This is a genomic window from Pseudooceanicola aestuarii (genome assembly GCF_010614805.1).
Taxonomy (GTDB): Bacteria; Pseudomonadota; Alphaproteobacteria; order Rhodobacterales; family Rhodobacteraceae; genus Pseudooceanicola; species Pseudooceanicola aestuarii.
The window spans coordinates 40,097-55,636 of sequence record NZ_JAAFZC010000004.1 but is presented as its reverse complement, the minus strand read 5'-3'; the positions used below and the strand labels follow the sequence as shown (position 1 = coordinate 55,636).

Annotated in this window: 13 protein-coding genes; 3 read left to right on the top strand and 10 right to left on the bottom strand. The window is 64.5% G+C overall.

The genetic code is table 11. The features are described from left to right. Positions 1-3: 3 nt before the first annotated feature. The 4 genes from G5A46_RS17745 to G5A46_RS17730 all read right to left on the bottom strand — a co-directional run bounded on the left by G5A46_RS17745 (position 4) and on the right by G5A46_RS17730 (position 5,157). Complete coding sequence (locus G5A46_RS17745; RefSeq protein WP_163851753.1) at positions 4-1,965, bottom strand: tripartite tricarboxylate transporter permease; 1,962 nt, start codon at positions 1,963-1,965, stop codon at positions 4-6. Between the two features lie 67 nt (positions 1,966-2,032). Beyond that, on the bottom strand, positions 2,033-3,106 hold the full coding sequence (locus tag G5A46_RS17740; protein WP_163851751.1) for a Bug family tripartite tricarboxylate transporter substrate binding protein: 1,074 nt from the start codon (positions 3,104-3,106) through the stop codon (positions 2,033-2,035). A 36-nt stretch (positions 3,107-3,142) separates the two neighbouring features. Further along, on the bottom strand, positions 3,143-4,300 hold the full coding sequence (locus tag G5A46_RS17735; protein WP_163851750.1) for an acyl-CoA dehydrogenase family protein: 1,158 nt from the start codon (positions 4,298-4,300) through the stop codon (positions 3,143-3,145). Then, positions 4,297-5,157 (bottom strand): p-hydroxycinnamoyl CoA hydratase/lyase, encoded by an 861-nt coding sequence (locus tag G5A46_RS17730; protein WP_163851748.1) that lies wholly within the window; start codon positions 5,155-5,157, stop codon positions 4,297-4,299. The genes G5A46_RS17735 and G5A46_RS17730 overlap by 4 nt, the downstream gene beginning before the upstream one ends. 439 nt (positions 5,158-5,596) lie before the next feature. Here G5A46_RS17730 and G5A46_RS17725 point away from each other — a divergent pair, with 439 nt between their 5' ends. From G5A46_RS17725 to G5A46_RS17715, 3 genes are read left to right on the top strand one after another with little or no spacing between them, the layout of a single operon-like run. Continuing rightward, a complete protein-coding gene (locus tag G5A46_RS17725; protein WP_163851746.1) occupies positions 5,597-6,280 on the top strand; it encodes a DUF2848 domain-containing protein in 684 nt (227 codons plus the stop codon). Between the two features lie 22 nt (positions 6,281-6,302). After that, a complete protein-coding gene (locus G5A46_RS17720) occupies positions 6,303-7,928 on the top strand; it encodes a thiamine pyrophosphate-binding protein (RefSeq protein ID WP_163851744.1) in 1,626 nt (541 codons plus the stop codon). 55 nt (positions 7,929-7,983) lie between these two features. Continuing rightward, a complete protein-coding gene (locus G5A46_RS17715) occupies positions 7,984-8,661 on the top strand; it encodes a GntR family transcriptional regulator (RefSeq protein WP_163851742.1) in 678 nt (225 codons plus the stop codon). 16 nt (positions 8,662-8,677) lie between these two features. Here G5A46_RS17715 and G5A46_RS17710 read toward each other — a convergent pair whose 3' ends face one another. From G5A46_RS17710 to G5A46_RS17685, 6 genes are read right to left on the bottom strand one after another with little or no spacing between them, the layout of a single operon-like run. Beyond that, entirely contained in the window at positions 8,678-10,498 is a 1,821-nt protein-coding gene (locus G5A46_RS17710) for an AMP-dependent synthetase/ligase (RefSeq protein WP_163851741.1), read from the bottom strand. Continuing rightward, positions 10,498-11,307, bottom strand: coding sequence for an ABC transporter ATP-binding protein (locus G5A46_RS17705; protein ID WP_163851739.1), 810 nt, complete (start codon positions 11,305-11,307; stop codon positions 10,498-10,500). The genes G5A46_RS17710 and G5A46_RS17705 overlap by 1 nt, the downstream gene beginning before the upstream one ends. Before the next feature lie 5 nt (positions 11,308-11,312). Continuing rightward, positions 11,313-12,485 (bottom strand): ABC transporter substrate-binding protein, encoded by a 1,173-nt coding sequence (locus G5A46_RS17700; RefSeq protein WP_204318797.1) that lies wholly within the window; start codon positions 12,483-12,485, stop codon positions 11,313-11,315. 23 nt (positions 12,486-12,508) lie between these two features. Further along, the gene (locus G5A46_RS17695; protein ID WP_163851737.1) at positions 12,509-13,552 is read right to left on the bottom strand and encodes a branched-chain amino acid ABC transporter permease; all 1,044 of its coding nucleotides are present in this window, start codon (positions 13,550-13,552) and stop codon (positions 12,509-12,511) included. Positions 13,553-13,556: 4 nt separating this feature from the next. Continuing rightward, on the bottom strand, positions 13,557-14,438 hold the full coding sequence (locus G5A46_RS17690) for a branched-chain amino acid ABC transporter permease (protein WP_163851735.1): 882 nt from the start codon (positions 14,436-14,438) through the stop codon (positions 13,557-13,559). Continuing rightward, positions 14,435-15,289, bottom strand: coding sequence for an ABC transporter ATP-binding protein (locus G5A46_RS17685; RefSeq protein ID WP_163851733.1), 855 nt, complete (start codon positions 15,287-15,289; stop codon positions 14,435-14,437). Before G5A46_RS17685 ends, G5A46_RS17690 begins: the two co-directional genes overlap by 4 nt. Positions 15,290-15,540 lie beyond the last annotated feature (251 nt).

The window sequence follows — 15,540 nt, the reverse complement described above, 5'->3', positions numbered from 1 at the left end:
CTCCTACAGCAGCCAGGACCGGTACCAGGTCACATGGATCACCTGGTCGAAGATGCCCCACAACAGCAGCGTCACCCCGGCGGTATAGGCCAGCGCGATCACCGGCTTCGCCCGCGCCTTGATCAGCAGGAACGCCAGGGTAAAGAGTGGCAGCGCGATCATCTGGCCCACGGCCATCGTCACCAGCACGATCCCCGCCATCCAGACCACGAACTCTCCCATCACCCGCACAGGAAACGGATCGGACCGTCCGTCGTCCAGGTCGCGGCGCTTCCAATCCGCGATCCCTGCCAGCACCACGCACAGCAATCCCGGCGCGGCCATCGCAACCGGGAAGGCCGCCAGCGTCGAGGGCCAGTCCCGCGCGCCCCAGAGCGCAAAGCCAAAGACCACCACCATGAACGCCGCGAAGACAACGCCGAACCGTGCAGAGCCGGCCTGCTCCGCGATGGTCATCTGCCGGGCTTCGGCCAGCGGCGCGGCCCGGTCGCGGGCGGTCTGGCGCATCGTCTTGCGTACCGACAGCAGGATCGTGAGGACCGCGACAGCCAGCAGGATCAGCACGATGGGACGCCCCAGCCAGGCATAGCCATAGGATTGGCGGGAAATGTGCAGCGCGTTTTCCAGGATCGGCGCAATGATGAAACCCAGGATCAGCGGCGGGCGCGGCCAGGCGGCGCGCTTCATCGCGATGCCAAGCGCCCCTGCCCCGAACAGCGCGATCCAGTCGCCCAGCTGAAAGGTGCTCATCCACGAGCCCATCAGGGTAAAGACGGTAACGGCGGGCACCAGCAGCAGCGTGGGGATGAAGATCAGCCGGGAGATGTATTTCGACAGGAAGAACAGCAGCCCCGCCGCCACCACATTGGCAATGACCAGCGTCCAGATCAGGCTGAAGGTCAGCGACAGGTTGGTGGTCAGCATCGCCGGGCCCGGCGCGACGCCCTGAATCAGGAAGCCGCCCAGCAACAACGCCATCGGCGGGCTGCCCGGAATGCCGAAGGCGATGGTGGGCACCAGCCCGCCGCCCTTGACCGCGTTGTTCGCCGCCTCCGGCGCGATGACGCCGCGCACGTCGCCCGTGCCGAATTTCGGATCCTTGCGCGTGGTCTGCACCGCATGGCCGTAGGCGATCCAATCCGCGATCCCGGCACCCAGGCCGGGCAACATGCCAATATAGACACCCAGCAGCGAACAGCGCAGGGTCAGCCACCATTCACGGAACGCGTCACGCATACCCTGCATCAGACCACTGCCCTTGCCCGGCGCCGCCGCAACGTTGGAAATACCGCCGCCGCCCTTCATCAGGTCCAGCAGTTCGGGGATGGCAAATAGGCCCAGCACCACGGGCATCAGGGGCAGGCCGTCGATCAGGTACAGCACGTCGAACCAATAGCGCGGGATCGCCACCTGTTCGCCGTAGCCGACGCAGGCGATCAACGTACCCAGGGCCGCGGCTGCGATCCCCTTGGTTATCGACCCGCCGCTGAGCGATCCGACCATGGTCAGCCCGACGACACCCAGCATGAAGAATTCCGGCGAGGAAAACGCCATGATGATCGGTTGCAGGATCGGGATCGACAGGACCACCGCGATGGCGCCGATCACGCCGCCGATGGCCGACACGGTGAAGGCGGCGCCAAAGGCGCGCTCCGCCTCGCCACGCTTGGCCATCGGGTGGCCGTCCAGCACCGTGGCCTGTGAGGCAGCCGTGCCGGGTATCCCCAACAGGACCGATGATATCGTGTCCGCTGTCGATGTGACGGCATACATGCCCAGCAGGAAACACAGGGCCGGCACGGTTTCCATGGTAAAGGTGAACGGCAGCAGGATCGCCATGCCGTTCAGTCCGGACAAGCCGGGGATCACCCCGAAGACGATCCCGATCATGATCCCGAGAAACAGGAACCCGATTGCAGGCCATACCAGCAGCTGGGCCGCGCCCGCCATCGCCTGTTCCAGCATCTTGATCGTCTCCTGTTGGCGTCGAGAAAGCGTGGGGCGCGGCACCGGGACGCCGCGCCCGATGGTCTTACTGGTTCACGTAGGCGGTAAAGCCGTCAACGAATTCCGGCGACAGATCGCCCAGTTCGTTGATGATCTGCTGGCCGGTGGCGCCCACGGTCATGCGCGGTTCGATCCCCACGGTCTTGGCGTAATCGGCGATGAAATCGGGATCTTCGGACAGGGCCTGAAACGCGGCGCGCATCGTCTCGACCGCGCCATCGGGCGAATTCGGCGGCATGAAGACCGAGCGGTACATCGCCTCCATGATGTTGTTGATCAGGCGCAGCGCCTCCCAATTCTCCCCGGCGGGCACCGCATCGGCTCCGTGCTTGGCCCGGTAGAGATCCAGGAAGGTGACAGTGTCGTATTGGTCGAGCAGCGGATCCGCGCTGAACTCACCGTCCTTTTCCACGTCGAAGTGGAACAGCGGCGTGGCGACTTCCGGTTCGATCAGCAGCGGGATGATGGCCGAGGAATAGCTGGTCAGCGATCCGTTTGACAATTGCACCTCGTCCTGAAGGACGGCGGTGGCGATGTCCTTCAGGCCCTTGTAGCCACTGACCAGTGTATACGGCACCTCCAGCAGGTCCAGCGCCAGGCGTGTCCGCACTGTCTGGTGGATCGTCGGCGACAGCGTACCGGCCTTGAAGCCTTCGGTCTTCAGCAGGTCTTCGGGGGCTTCGACACCGGGCGCCACGTCCTTGCGCATATAGAAGATCGTCGGCTGGGAGATCCCGGCGACGAAATCGAAGTCGTTGTATTTGATCATCAGGCCGGGCGCGTCGATGATCTGGTCAATCGGGTTCCAGGTGAAGAAACCAACCGTCATCCCGTCCGCCTTGGCGGAGGTGCCCAGGTAGTTCGACCCGATATTGCCACCACCACCGGGCATGTTCTGCACGATGATGTCCGGGTTGCCGGGAATGTGCTTGCCCAGGTGGTTGGCGATCAGCCGCCCCTCCACATCGGTTGAGCCGCCGGCGCCGTAATTGATCAACAGCGTGACCTGTTCGCCCTCGTAGCTTGTCTGCGCCACCGCCGGGCTGAGGCCGGCGAGCAGCATCGCCGTGCCGGTTGCAAGTGTTTTCAGTACATTCATTTTCTATCCCCTGTTGGCTTGCATGTTCTGTGGGTGTTACTGCGCGTAGTCCTTCAGGATCTTCTGGGCGAGAGAGCCGCGCAGGATCTCCTCGGGTCCTTCGGTGATCATCATGCTGCGCTGGTCGCGCCAGAACTTCTCGATCGGCAGGTCGGTGGTCAGGCCGGAACCGCCGTGCAATTGCATGCACCGGTCCATTGCCTCGAACGCCATGCGGTCGCCCTGCATCTTGACGATATAGGCGTCGTGGCGGACGTCCTCCCCCCGGTCGTAACGCTGTGCGGTCTCATAGACCATCAGGCGCAACGCCTTGAGATCAAGGTAGGAATCAACCAGCTTCCATTGCACCGCTTGGCGCTCCGACAGCGGTTTGCCGAATGTCTTGCGCCGGTGCGCCTGCGCGACGGCCAGTTCAAGGCTGCGTTCGATCACGCCGATGGCGCGGGCGCCGTGGCGGATGCGCCCCTGATTGATCCAATCCTGCGCCAGGGCAAACCCCTTGCCCTCCGCTCCGATCAGATTTGCGGCGGGCACACGCACATTGTCGAACGACAACTCGCAGGGCCGATCGCCCATCATCGTGTGCTGTTCGCGGGCGATGGTCAGACCGGGCGTGTCCATGTCCACCAGGAAGGAGGAAATCCCGCCTTTGCGCCCCTTCACCGGATCTGTCACCGCCATCACCTGCGCAAAATCAGCCGATTGCGCCCCGGTGATGAAGATCTTGTAGCCATTGATGACGTAGTCGTCCCCGTCACGCACGGCGGAGGTGCGGATATTGCCCGGATCGCCCCCCGCATCGGGTTCGGACAGGGCGAAACAGGTGGTCTTCTCCCCCTTCATCACCGGGATCAGGTACTTTTCCTTCTGCTCCGGCGTCAGGTTGAACAGGATGGGCGACACCTCGGGTCCAAAGATGCTCTGCTTGCGCGGGGCACAGGCGATGGTGCGGCCCATCTCCTCCCACAGCAGCACCCGCGCCATCAGCCCAAGGCCCAGCCCGCCCTGTTCCTCGCTCAGCTCCACGAACCAATAGCCCAGCTCGCGGGTCTGCGCCTCGAAACGGGCGCGGTATTCCGGTTTCATGTCGAAGCCGTCGGTAGCTTCGCTTTCCACCGGAATGATCTCCCGGTCGACGAAGCGGCGAACCTGATCCTTCAACATGCGCAGATCGTCGGAAAGGTCCAGTGTCATGAGGTTTGGTCCTGCTCTTTGGTGTCAGTGTCTTCGACAGAGGTGTAGGAGGCCTCCGCCGGGCGGTAGCTTTTCTCGTCGACGAATTTTCGGATCGCGCTGTCCTGCGCGCCGGTTCCGGCGCGCATCCGCAGCTCTCCGATCTTGGCGGCCAGGTAATCCTCCGCCTCGCGGACGGGGATGTTGCGAACATACCGCAGCGCGTGTTTCGTGGCCCGGTAGGCTTCGGGATCCTTGGCCATCAGCAATTCGGCCAGCGCGCGCGTGCGGTTACGAAGATCGGCCAGCGGCACCGCCTCGTTGACCAGGCGCAGGCGCGCGGCCTCGACCCCGTCGAACTTGCGTCCGGTCAGACACAGATCCAGCGCGTCGCGATAGCCCAGGGCCTCCGTCAAGACCCGGGTGACCAGGCCGCCGGGAATCTGGCCCCAGTTGATTTCCGACAGGCAGAAGGTCGCGTCTTCAGCCGCGATGGCAAAGTCGCAGGCGATCATCTGGGTAAACGCGCCGCCAATGCAGACACCTTCGACCATCGCGATGGTCGGCTTGTCAAAGACCTCAAGCCGGTGCCAGCGCCATTCGTTGGCCGCCCGCTGCGCCTGTTTCTGCGCGATCGGATCACCGGACAGATCGCGAAAGAATTCCTTCAGGTCCTGTCCCGCGCTGAACGCGCCACCACGTCCGGCAAGCACCACGCATCCGACGCCGGTATCGGCCTCCAGCGCATCCAGGACATCGCACATCTCCCGATGCAGCGTCGGGTTCATCGCGTTCTTCTTGTCCGGACGGTTCAGGAACACCCATGCGACAGGGCCGTCGCGTTCGACCTCCACGGTGGTCAACTTCTCATACGGCATTGGTGCACCCCCCTTGTGTCCGGCCGGCGCGTCGATCCCGACGGGCGCGCTCCGCCGTCATGTCCGGGTCTGGGCAATCGATCTGGCGCATCGGAAATCTCGCATCATTCTAATATTTCACAAGTGTTACACATCGCGGCTTCTCTACGTCAACAACCTTGTGGGCGAGAGGGCTACTCGCATGAATGATCTGATGAATCCGAAGGCAATTGGCAGGGCAGAGATCTTCAAACCCATATCATGCCTTATAAATCAGTTGGATATGAGCAAATTTAGGCCACCCGCACCATTCAGGCAGGTTTATGGCGAGAAAATCGGGCAATACCCTTGTGAAATTTCACAACCCGCATAAAGATAATGGGGAATGCCTCTATGCGGTGCGCCCGCCCTGCGGTGCTGACCACGACCCATGGGCCCGGCCCAAGAAAGGACAGCTGACATGACCCAACTTTCGGTGCGAATCGACAGCTTGGACGGCACGACTGAAACCGACATCCCGATCGACAAACTGGTCGTCGCCGGCTGGACCGGCCGCCAGAAGGAGGCGATGGAGCACCATATCGCCGAGCTGGAGGCGCTCGGTATCAAGCGCCCGGCCGCCACGCCGATGTTCTACCTGCTGTCGGCCTCCCGCCTGACGCAATCCGACACGATGGAAGTGATCGGCGACGGCTCCAGCGGGGAGGCGGAATTCGTCCTTCTGGGCACGCCCGAGGGGCTTCTGGTCGGCATTGGCTCCGACCATACCGATCGCGAAGCGGAGACGGTCGGCGTCACCCTGTCCAAGCAGATGTGCGACAAGCCCGTCGGCGGCACCTTCTGGCGCTTCGACGATCTGCGCGACCATTGGGACCAGATCATCATCCGCAGCTTTGCCACCATCGACGGCGCGCGGGTGCTCTACCAGGAGGGGACAATCGCCGGGATGCTGGCGCCGCAATCGCTGATCGCGGAATACGAACATGATGCCATCGCGCCGGGCACCGCCATGTTCTGCGGCACCTTGCCGGCCATCGGCGGAATTCGCGGATCCTCGGATTTCACCTGCGAGCTGGAAGACCCGGTCCTAAACCGCAAGATCACCTGCCACTACGCAATCAAGACACTGGAGGTGCGCGGCTAAGCCCGGCACCGGGGAGGTCAGAATGAACCTGCACGAGGTCATCGCCGACGGGCTGGCGCAATTGGGGGTCAGCCATCTGTACGGGCTGATCGGGGACGCCAACCTGTTCATGGTGAACAGCTATGTTGCCACCGGCACCGGCCGCTACATCGCCTGCAATCACGAGGCCAACGCCGTGCTGGCCGCCATCGGTCATGCCCAGGTGACCGGTCGGACCGGCGTGGCGACCATCACGCACGGCCCCGCCCTGACCAACGCCGCCACCGCACTGGCAGAGGCCGCGAAAGGCGGTATCCCGCTGGTGGTCCTCTGCGGTGACACCGCGCCGGGGGATCTGCAACACATCCAGAACATCGACCAGCGCGAGGTCGTGCGCGCGACCGGGGCGGAATTCATCGACCTGCGCGGACCGGATACCGCGCTGACCGATCTGGAGCGCGCGTTTCGCCTGGCCGGCCACAATCGCCGCCCCGTGGTGCTGAACATGCGCGTCGACCAGCAATGGGCGGAGACAGAGCCCCAGACCATCGCCTTTGGCCTGCCGGAGGTCACGTTGGCACCGGCCTCCGGCCCCCTGCTGGAGGAAGCCGTGGGCATGCTGGCCTCCGCCAAGCGTCCGCTGATCCTGGCCGGGCGGGCCTGCATCGATCCGGACGCGCGTGAGGCGCTGATTGCCCTGGCCGACCGGATCGAGGCGCCGTTGGCCACCACGCTGAAGGCACAGGCCCTGTTCGAGGGCCACCCCCACAACATCGGCATCAGCGGCAATCTCAGCCATCCAACCGCGACCGAAGTCATCATGCAGTCCGACTGCATCCTCGCCTTCGGGGCCAGCCTGAGCAAATACACCACGGAAAACGGCACCTATACAAAGGGCAAGCGCGTGGTGCAGGTTTTGCCCGACGCGCTGGAAACCCCGCGCATGGACCCGCCGTCGATCCGACTGATCGGTGATATCGCGGGCACCGCCCAGGCCATGACCGCCCTGCTGGATCTGGCCGAGATCCCGGGCAGCGCCGCCGCCGATACCGCCCTGGCGGAACGGCTGGCGGCAGAGGCCACGGCACAACGCGTCCTGCCCCCGGCCCAGCCGACAGCGCCGGGCACCGTGGATATCGTGCCCGCCCTGCGCCGTTTGCACCAGGCTTTGCCGCGCCGCCGCGTGCTGGTCGCCGACCTGGGTCGGTTCGTCTTTTCCGCCTGGCGCAACCTGCCGGTCACCGATCCGCGCGACCTGGTCTTTACCGCGCATTTCGGCGGCATTGGCTGCGGCATGGGGCAGGCCATCGGTGCCGCCACGGCGGTGGATGACCGGCCCACGGTACTGGTTGCGGGGGATGGCGGCTTTCTTCTGTCAGCGATGGGAGAACTCTCGGCGCTGCGGCGCGAGGGTGCCGACATGGTCATCATCCTGTGCAACGACGGCAGCTACGGTGCGGAGCATGTGCAATTTACGAACCGCCGGATCGCGCCTGACCTGTCGATGATCGCACCGCCCGATTTCGCAGCCGTGGCGCGGGCCAACGGGCTGGAGGCGGTGGCCGTCACCGACGCCAGCAGCCTCGACGCGGCCTGCGCCGCGATCGGGGCCCGGCGCGGCCCGCTGCTGATCGACCTGCGGCTGGACCCGGAAAAGGTGTTCAAGTAGCGGCCCTGCCCGCCCGCTTCCGTTTTCCCGACAGTGACAGGACTGGTTTGCCCGGATGAAGAAACTCACGGATGCGCCCGCCCCGGCCGGTCCACGCCTTTCCCTGCGGGACCAGGCTTACGACACGTTGAAACGGCGCATCCTGAATTGCGAACTGCGCCCCGGAGAGGCGGTGACCGTGGCGGAGCTGGCCGCCGCCCTGGGCATCGGGCGCACCCCGGTGACACAGGCGGTGGATCGGTTGATGCTGGACGGATTGGTGCAGGTCATGCCGCGCAAAGGCGTGGTAGTCAGCCCCGTGTCACTGAATCACCTGGTGGAGATCATCGAGATCCGCCTGCTGAACGAAGTTCAGGCCGCCCGTTGGGCGGCGCGCAACGCAAGCAAGGGACAGATCCGACACCTGCGCGACAATATCCGGCGGATGCACAAGGCCTCCGCCACCCGTGACGTGGCCGAGCTGATCACCCTTGACGGTGCCTTTCACCGCCTGATCGCCGAGGCCGCGCGGAACACCATCCTGATGGAACTTCTGGGCAACCTGCATGACCGATCGCTGCGGTTCTGGACCCTGTCCCTGCGCGTGCCGCACCGCAACGATCGCGTCTGCGAACAGCACGAAGCCATCGTCGATGCCATCGCCACCGGCGATCCCGACCGCGCTGAACAGGCGCTGAGCGATCATATCACCGATTTCCAGGCCAATATCATCGGCCAGATCAGCAGGTTCTGAGGCACGGGTCCGCTCCTCAGCCGTACAGCGCCTCTATCTCGGGTTTGTACTTCTGGGCGATACTGGCGCGGCGAACCTTCATGGTGGCGGTGACTTCGCCGTCGTCGTGGTCCAGCTCCTTGGTGAGCAGGTGGAACTTGCGGATGTTGGAGACCTTGGCCAGCCGGGCGTTGCCGGTGGCGATCTCGGCCTCGACCAGCGCACGGATGCGGGGATGTTCCGCCAGGCTGCGGAAGGTGGTGTAGGCGATGCCTTCGTCCTCGGCCCATTTGGCCGTGGTCTCGTAGTCGATCTGAATCAGGGCCGAGACGAATTTGCGCGCCTCCCCGATGACGATGCATTCCTTGATGTAGGGGCTCGCCTTCACCGTGTTCTCGATCTCCGACGGGCTGAGATTCTTGCCACCCGCCGTGATCATGATGTCCTTCAGCCGGTCGATGACGCGGTATTGGCCCTCCTCCACGGCGAAGACATCGCCGGTGTGCAGCCATCCGTCGCGCAGGGCCTCCTGCGTGGCCTCCGGGTTCTTGTAATAGCCGGCAAAGACCAACCCGCCGCGCAGCAGCAGCTCCCCGCTCTCTGCCAGCCGGACCTCCGCATTGGCCGCAGGCTCCCCGACAGAGCCGGGAACGCGATGCTCCAGTCGCTGGCCGATCACCACGCCCGAGGTTTCGGTGGCGCCGTAGACCTCTACCAGCGGGACGCCGATGGTGCGGAAGTACTGCACGATATCGGGCGGAATCGGCGCGGCGCCGGTCATTGCCATCCGCGCCCGGCGCAGCCCGATGAAATTCTGAAGCGCGCGAAAGACCAGCAGGTACCACATGTAATATCGCAGCCGCGCGCCCAGCGGACGGGCGGCGGGCGCAACATTGGCCAGCGGGCCGCAATCGGCCAGCGCCCGGTCATAGAGGCGCCGCCGCCAGCCGCCGGCCTCGATCATGCCGATATGGATGGCGGCGTGCAGTTTTTCCCAGATCCGGGGCACGCCCAGGAAGACGCTGGGCGCGACCTCCCGCAGATCCTCCTGAACGGTGCGCAGGGATTCCCCGAAATTGACCAGGCTGCCGTGATAGGTCGGCACCATCACCGTCGTCATCTGTTCGGCGACATGGCACAGCGGCAGGTAGGAGAGGTGGCTGTCCTGCGGGCCAAACCCCAGGCGTTCCGTCGCCGCCACCGCCTGGGCGCGCAGGTTGCCATAGCTCAGCATCGCACCCTTGGGTTTGCCGGTGGAGCCCGAGGTATAGATCATCAGCGCGATATCGCTCAGTGTCTGGCGGGACAGGACATCGGTCACCTGGTCGGGATTGGTCTGCCGGTCCGCATGCCCGCGTGCCTCCAGATCGGCAAAGGACAGGACAAAGCCATCCGGCAGCTCCCCCGCGTAGCTGCGCATCCCCTTCGTCTCGATCACCACGATGCGGCGCAGGGCGGGCAGCTGGTCGCGGGTTTCCAGAACCTTGTCCACCTGCTCCTGATCCTCGCAGATCACCAGTTCCGCATCGGAATGACCCAACACATAGGCCACTTCGGAGGCCGGAGAGGTCGGGTAGACCCCCACCGTGATCGCCCCGGCCAGCCCGGCGCCCATCTGGCCCAACACCCACTCGATCCGGTTCTCGCTGAGGATCGCGACATGCCCGGCCGCCGGCACGCCCAGGGTGCGCAGCCCGTGCGCCACGGCACAGGCCCGGTCGTGGTAGCCCTGCCAGGTGGTCACCTGCCAGATGCCGAAATCCTTCTGCCGGATCGCCTTGCGATCGGGATCGTGGCGGGCATGGTGACGCAGCATTTGCGGCAGGGTCAGATCGGGAAATTCGGGTAATCTGGTCATCAGGACAGCCAACGTTTGCGACGTTTGTAATGTTTGATATTGCGGAAACTGCGTTCCGCCCCCCCGCCGGTGCCCAGGTAGAATTCGCGCACGTCCTGGTCGGACATCAACCGCGCGGTTGGGCCGTCCAGCTGGATCTTGCCATTCTCCATCACGTAGCCGTATTGCGACACGGCAAAGGCCACGGCGGCGTTCTGTTCCACCAGCAGCATGGACACGCCGGTCTGGCGGCTGATCTTGCCGATGATGGTGAAAATTTCCTCCACCAGCTGCGGAGACAGACCCAGAGACGGCTCGTCCAGCAGGATCAGCTTGGGATCGGCGACCAGCGCGCGTCCGATGGCCAGCATCTGCTGTTCGCCACCCGACAGGTAACCCGCCAGTGACCGGCGCCGTTCACGCAGGCGCGGGAAATAGTCGTAGACCATGTCGAAATTCGCCGGCGCGGCGCCCGCGCGCCCGGTCAGGGCAAAGGTGGCTGCGGTCAGGTTTTCCTCGACCGTCAGGTCTTCGAAGACACGGCGGCCTTCCATGACGTGGAACAGCCCCCGCCGCACCAGCGCGTGCGGGGACTCCCCCTTTGTGTCGGTCCCGTCAAAGCGGATGCGCCCGGCCGTCACCTCGCCATCCTCCAGCGTCAGAAGGCCGGACACGGCCTTCAACGTCGAGGATTTGCCAGCGCCGTTCGACCCCAGCAGGGCCACCACCTGTCCGCGCGGCACCGTCAGGGACAACCCCCTGAGCACCTGGACAGAGCGGTTGTAGACCAGTTCGATATTCTCGATCTCCAGGATCGCATCCGCTTCCATGGGGATTACTCGTCCAGCTCGATCCAGTCGGAGGTCGCTTCCATCTGTCCGCTCTCGGCGTTGTAGACATAGACCCGTCCGAACGGCACGGCGTTCTCCTTGACCGAAACGGGCACACCGAAGATGCCGCCGGTGTCGAAATCGGTGATCGTGGACAGCGCCGCCTTCAGCGTGTCGCCGGTGATCTCCTCGCCGTTCTTCAGCACGCGTTCCGCCGCCTCCGCCATCAGCATCGCAGTGAAAAAGCCCTGCATGTAGCCTGTCGCCTGGTATTCCGGGCGCATCTCGCGGATGCGCTCCAGCATCGGCGCGGCCTCGTCATCGTAATAATAGCGGTAGGGCATCACCCCCATGAAACCGTCGGCGGCCTCGCCCACGCTTTGCCACAGCGACCCGTCCATGGACCAGAACGTGCCCATGAACTTCGCATCCAGGCCCAGTTCGCGCACCTGGCTCATGAATTCGGGGATCGGCGACAGGACGTAGCCGTGGAAGATGATGTAATCGGGCCGCGCGCGGCGCAGTCGCAGAACCTCGGTCGAGACGTCGGCGGCACCAGGCGGGGTGATGATCTCTTCGGCGATCTCCAGACCCAATTCGGCGGCGCGCGCTTTCGTCGCCTCGATCGGGTCACGGCCGAATTCGGTATCGGAATTCACCAGCGCGATGGAGGCCCCCGGAGATTCCTCGGCGATGTATTCCAGCAGAATGCCGACCTGCTGGATGTAATCCGGCCCGGCGATGAAGGTGTAGGGGAATTCCTCCGCGTTGTTGAGCTCGGACGCAAAGGAGGCGCCGCCCATGATCATTTCCCCCCGGCGGGCCAGTTCGGGCGCGATGGTCTTGGCGAACCCGGTGCTGTCGCCGTAATAGAGGTCGATCTCGTTCTGGCTGGTCAGCTTGTTGAACACGCCGACCGACTGGTTCACCTCATAGCCGGTATCCTCGTAGACGAACCGCAGCTGCCGCCCCTCGATGCCGCCGGCGTCATTGATGATCTGGACGTAATCCGACATCCCCTTTTCCACCGCGACGCCCGCAAAGGCAAAGACCCCGGTCAGCGGCAGAGAGCCCCCGATCACGATCTCCTCCTGTTGGGCGGCGACCGGCGTGGCCAGCAGGCCCACCGCCGTTGCCCCGGCCAGAACGGCCCGGCCGGTCCAGTTTCTCATGTTCATGTCTTCTCCTCCCTTGGTTTTTGTCAGTTCCGGAACGGCCACAGCCGAAAGAACCGGCGCAGTCGCGCCACGATCTCGGCCAGGCCCTGCGGTTCGAATATGAGAAACCCGACGATCAGCGCCCCGAAGACGATGGTCCGCACCGGCGACAGCAACGTCGCCGCATCCGGCACGAAGGGAGAGGCCAGTTCCACGATCACGCGCAGCACCTCTGGCGTGAGGGTCATGAAGACCGCGCCCAGGATGCCGCCCAGGATCGTGCCCATGCCGCCCACGATGATCGCCGCCAACAGGAAGATCGAGGTCAGGAACGGAAAGCTCTCCGGTGTCACCACCCGGAACACATAGGCCCAGAGCCCCCCCGCCACGCCCGCGTAGAAGGACGCGATGGCAAAGCTCATCAGCTTGTACCGCAGCAGCGGAATGCCCAGCACCTCGGCGGAGATGTCGCGGTCGCGGATCGCGATGAAGGCCCGGCCGATACGGCTTCGGAACAGGTTCGCCGCGCCTGTCACCATCAGCACCGCAAATGGCATGATCACCCAGTACAGCCGCCCATAGGTCGCCAGCTCGATGCCAAAGAACGTCGCCGGCGGCACCGTGGCGCCGGAATTTCCGTTGGTCACGGCGGTCCAGTTGACGAATACGAAATGCAGGATGAACGACGCCGCGATGGTGGCGATCGCCAGGTACAGCCCCTTGACCCGCAGGCTGGGCAGCCCGACGACCAGACCGATGGCCGCCGCGATCGCGCCCCCCGCCGCGATGTTCAGCAGAAAGGGCGTGCCCAGCGTGCGCTCCATGTAGGCGACGGTATAGGCCCCCACCGCCATGAACGCCGCCTGCCCCAGGCTGACCTGCCCGGTAAAGCCGGTCAGCACGTTCAGCCCCGTCGCCGCGATCACGTTGATCAGCGCCAGGCATGCCAGGTACAGCCAGTAGTTGGACAGGGCAAATGGCGCGACCAGCAGCCCGGCCAGCAGCAGGACCATCCAGACCCGTTGGGGCCGGGTGGTCAGCAGCGCCTCGTCGGCGGGGTAGGTTTCCTTGGCGGTGCCGATGATCATGGTGTCACAGCCTTTCGATCTCGTGAGTGCCGAACAGGCCATAAGGGCGCAGCATCAGCGCCAGGATCAGGATGCCAAAGGTCACGACGCTGGTGTATTCGCCGCCCAGATAGGTGCTGGTCCAGGATTGGATCATCCCCAGGGCCAGCCCGCCGATCAGCGCGCCCAGCACGGAATCGAGGCCCCCGACAATCACCACGACCAGCGCGGACAGCCCGAACACCCCCATCGACGGCGAAATCCCCCCGATGGCGCCCAGCAGCACCCCTGCCCCGGCCGCCGTCGCGCCGCCGATGATCCATGCGGCGGAAAAGACACCGGGCACGTTGATCCCGCAGGAATAGGCCGCCGCCTGGTCCGTCGCCGTGGCGCGCAAGGCTACGCCGCCGCGCCAGAACCGGAACAGCATCAGGAACACGCCGATCACCGCTGCCGCCACGACAAAGGCCACGGCGATCTTGCGTGAGACATAGGCCTCCCCCAGGAACAGCGGCTTGGTCGAGATGAAGGCCGGCAGGGCACGCGGATCGGTGCCCCAGAACAATTCCACCGTGCCGACAAGGATCGACCCCAGCCCGACGGTCACCATGAAGATGGAGATCGGGTTTTCCCCCAGCATCGGACGGATCATTCCGCGTTCCACCACGGCGCCGACCAGCCCGCCGCCGATCACCGCAAGCGGCAGCGCGATCCAGGCGGTCAGACCCCATCCGGCGGCAACGGAAAAGAAGAAATAGGCGCCCAGCATCAGCATCTCGCCCACCGCCAGATTGACCACCCGCGTCGCCTTGTAGATCAGCACATAGGCCAGTGCGGTCAGCGACAGTAGCGCCCCCGATCCCAGCCCGGCGAGGGTGACCTCCAGAAAGAACAGCCATTCGCTCATGCCGTCATCTCCCGTTCGATCCGGTCCACCAATGCCTGCGGATCGCCACTGCCCAGATAGGCCTCGGCGACAAGCGGATCGTTCTGCACCTGCGCGGGCGCGCCGCTGGCAATCACCTGTCCGAAATTCAGTACGGTCACGTGATCGGAGATATCCATGACCAGTCCCATGTCATGCTCCACCATCACGATGGTGACGCCCCATTCCTCCTTCACGTCGAGGATGAAGCGGGCCATGTCCTCCGTCTCCTCGCGGTTCATGCCGGCGACGGGTTCGTCCAGCAGCAGAACGCGCGGGCGCATGGCCAGGGCGCGGGCCAGCTCCACCCGTTTTTGCAGCCCATAGGACAGGACGGCGACGGGCTGGTTGCGGATGTGGTCGATCTCCAGGAAATCAATGATCCGCTCCTCGACCTCGCGGCGCAGGGCTTCCTCCTCCCGCGCGGCGGGCCCGGCATACAGAAACGCCTGCAACAGGTTGGTGCGCATGTAGGCGTGGCGGCCCAGCTTGATATTGTCCAGCACGGTCATGCCGCGAAACAGCGCGATATTCTGGAACGACCGCGCCAGCCCCAAGGCCGCGCGGGCGGGGGGGCGCATGCGGGTGAGGTCCTGCCCGTCCAGCAGAATGCGCCCGGTGGCGGGCCGATAAAACCCCGATATGCAGTTGAACAACGACGTCTTGCCCGCGCCATTGGGGCCGATCAGGGCGCTGATGCTGCCTTTTTCCGCCTGAAACGACGCATCGCGCAACGCCTTCACCCCGCCGAAGGTCAGGGTGATGCCGTCGACCTCCAGCTTGCCGGCCTCACGCGCGGCCCCGGCGGTATCTGCGACACTGCCCGCACTCATGAGAGTATCCCGCCCAAAGGCGCCGGGCAGACGCATTGCGCCTGTCCGCCAGAAATAGCCATGATGTTCCTCCCTGCGCGGGAAATATCCGCGCCTCCACCTCGACGTTACTCAATGGAATTCGAGCGAAGCAAGGAAAGAATTTCGGCGTATCCTCAATATTTTGCGTAGGAAACTTTTCGGAAGATCCACGATCGTATCATGCCGCTGAATCGTGTAATTCAGTGCAACCTTCCCCTGTCGCATCGACC

Excerpts from the sequence above, each read along its gene's own strand:
- G5A46_RS17685 (WP_163851733.1), bottom strand. The coding sequence starts at position 15,289 with ATGAGTGCGGGCAGTGTCGCAGATACCGCCGGGGCCGCGCGTGAGGCC.
- G5A46_RS17700 (WP_204318797.1), bottom strand. The coding sequence starts at position 12,485 with ATGAACATGAGAAACTGGACCGGCCGGGCCGTTCTGGCCGGGGCAACG.
- G5A46_RS17710 (WP_163851741.1), bottom strand. The coding sequence starts at position 10,498 with ATGACCAGATTACCCGAATTTCCCGATCTGACCCTGCCGCAAATGCTG.
- G5A46_RS17735 (WP_163851750.1), bottom strand. The coding sequence starts at position 4,300 with ATGACACTGGACCTTTCCGACGATCTGCGCATGTTGAAGGATCAGGTT.
- G5A46_RS17695 (WP_163851737.1), bottom strand. The coding sequence starts at position 13,552 with ATGATCATCGGCACCGCCAAGGAAACCTACCCCGCCGACGAGGCGCTG.
- G5A46_RS17690 (WP_163851735.1), bottom strand. The coding sequence starts at position 14,438 with ATGAGCGAATGGCTGTTCTTTCTGGAGGTCACCCTCGCCGGGCTGGGA.
- G5A46_RS17740 (WP_163851751.1), bottom strand. The coding sequence starts at position 3,106 with ATGAATGTACTGAAAACACTTGCAACCGGCACGGCGATGCTGCTCGCC.
- G5A46_RS17720 (WP_163851744.1), top strand. The coding sequence starts at position 6,303 with ATGAACCTGCACGAGGTCATCGCCGACGGGCTGGCGCAATTGGGGGTC.
- G5A46_RS17745 (WP_163851753.1), bottom strand. The coding sequence starts at position 1,965 with ATGCTGGAACAGGCGATGGCGGGCGCGGCCCAGCTGCTGGTATGGCCT.
- G5A46_RS17725 (WP_163851746.1), top strand. The coding sequence starts at position 5,597 with ATGACCCAACTTTCGGTGCGAATCGACAGCTTGGACGGCACGACTGAA.
- G5A46_RS17715 (WP_163851742.1), top strand. The coding sequence starts at position 7,984 with ATGAAGAAACTCACGGATGCGCCCGCCCCGGCCGGTCCACGCCTTTCC.
- G5A46_RS17705 (WP_163851739.1), bottom strand. The coding sequence starts at position 11,307 with ATGGAAGCGGATGCGATCCTGGAGATCGAGAATATCGAACTGGTCTAC.
- G5A46_RS17730 (WP_163851748.1), bottom strand. The coding sequence starts at position 5,157 with ATGCCGTATGAGAAGTTGACCACCGTGGAGGTCGAACGCGACGGCCCT.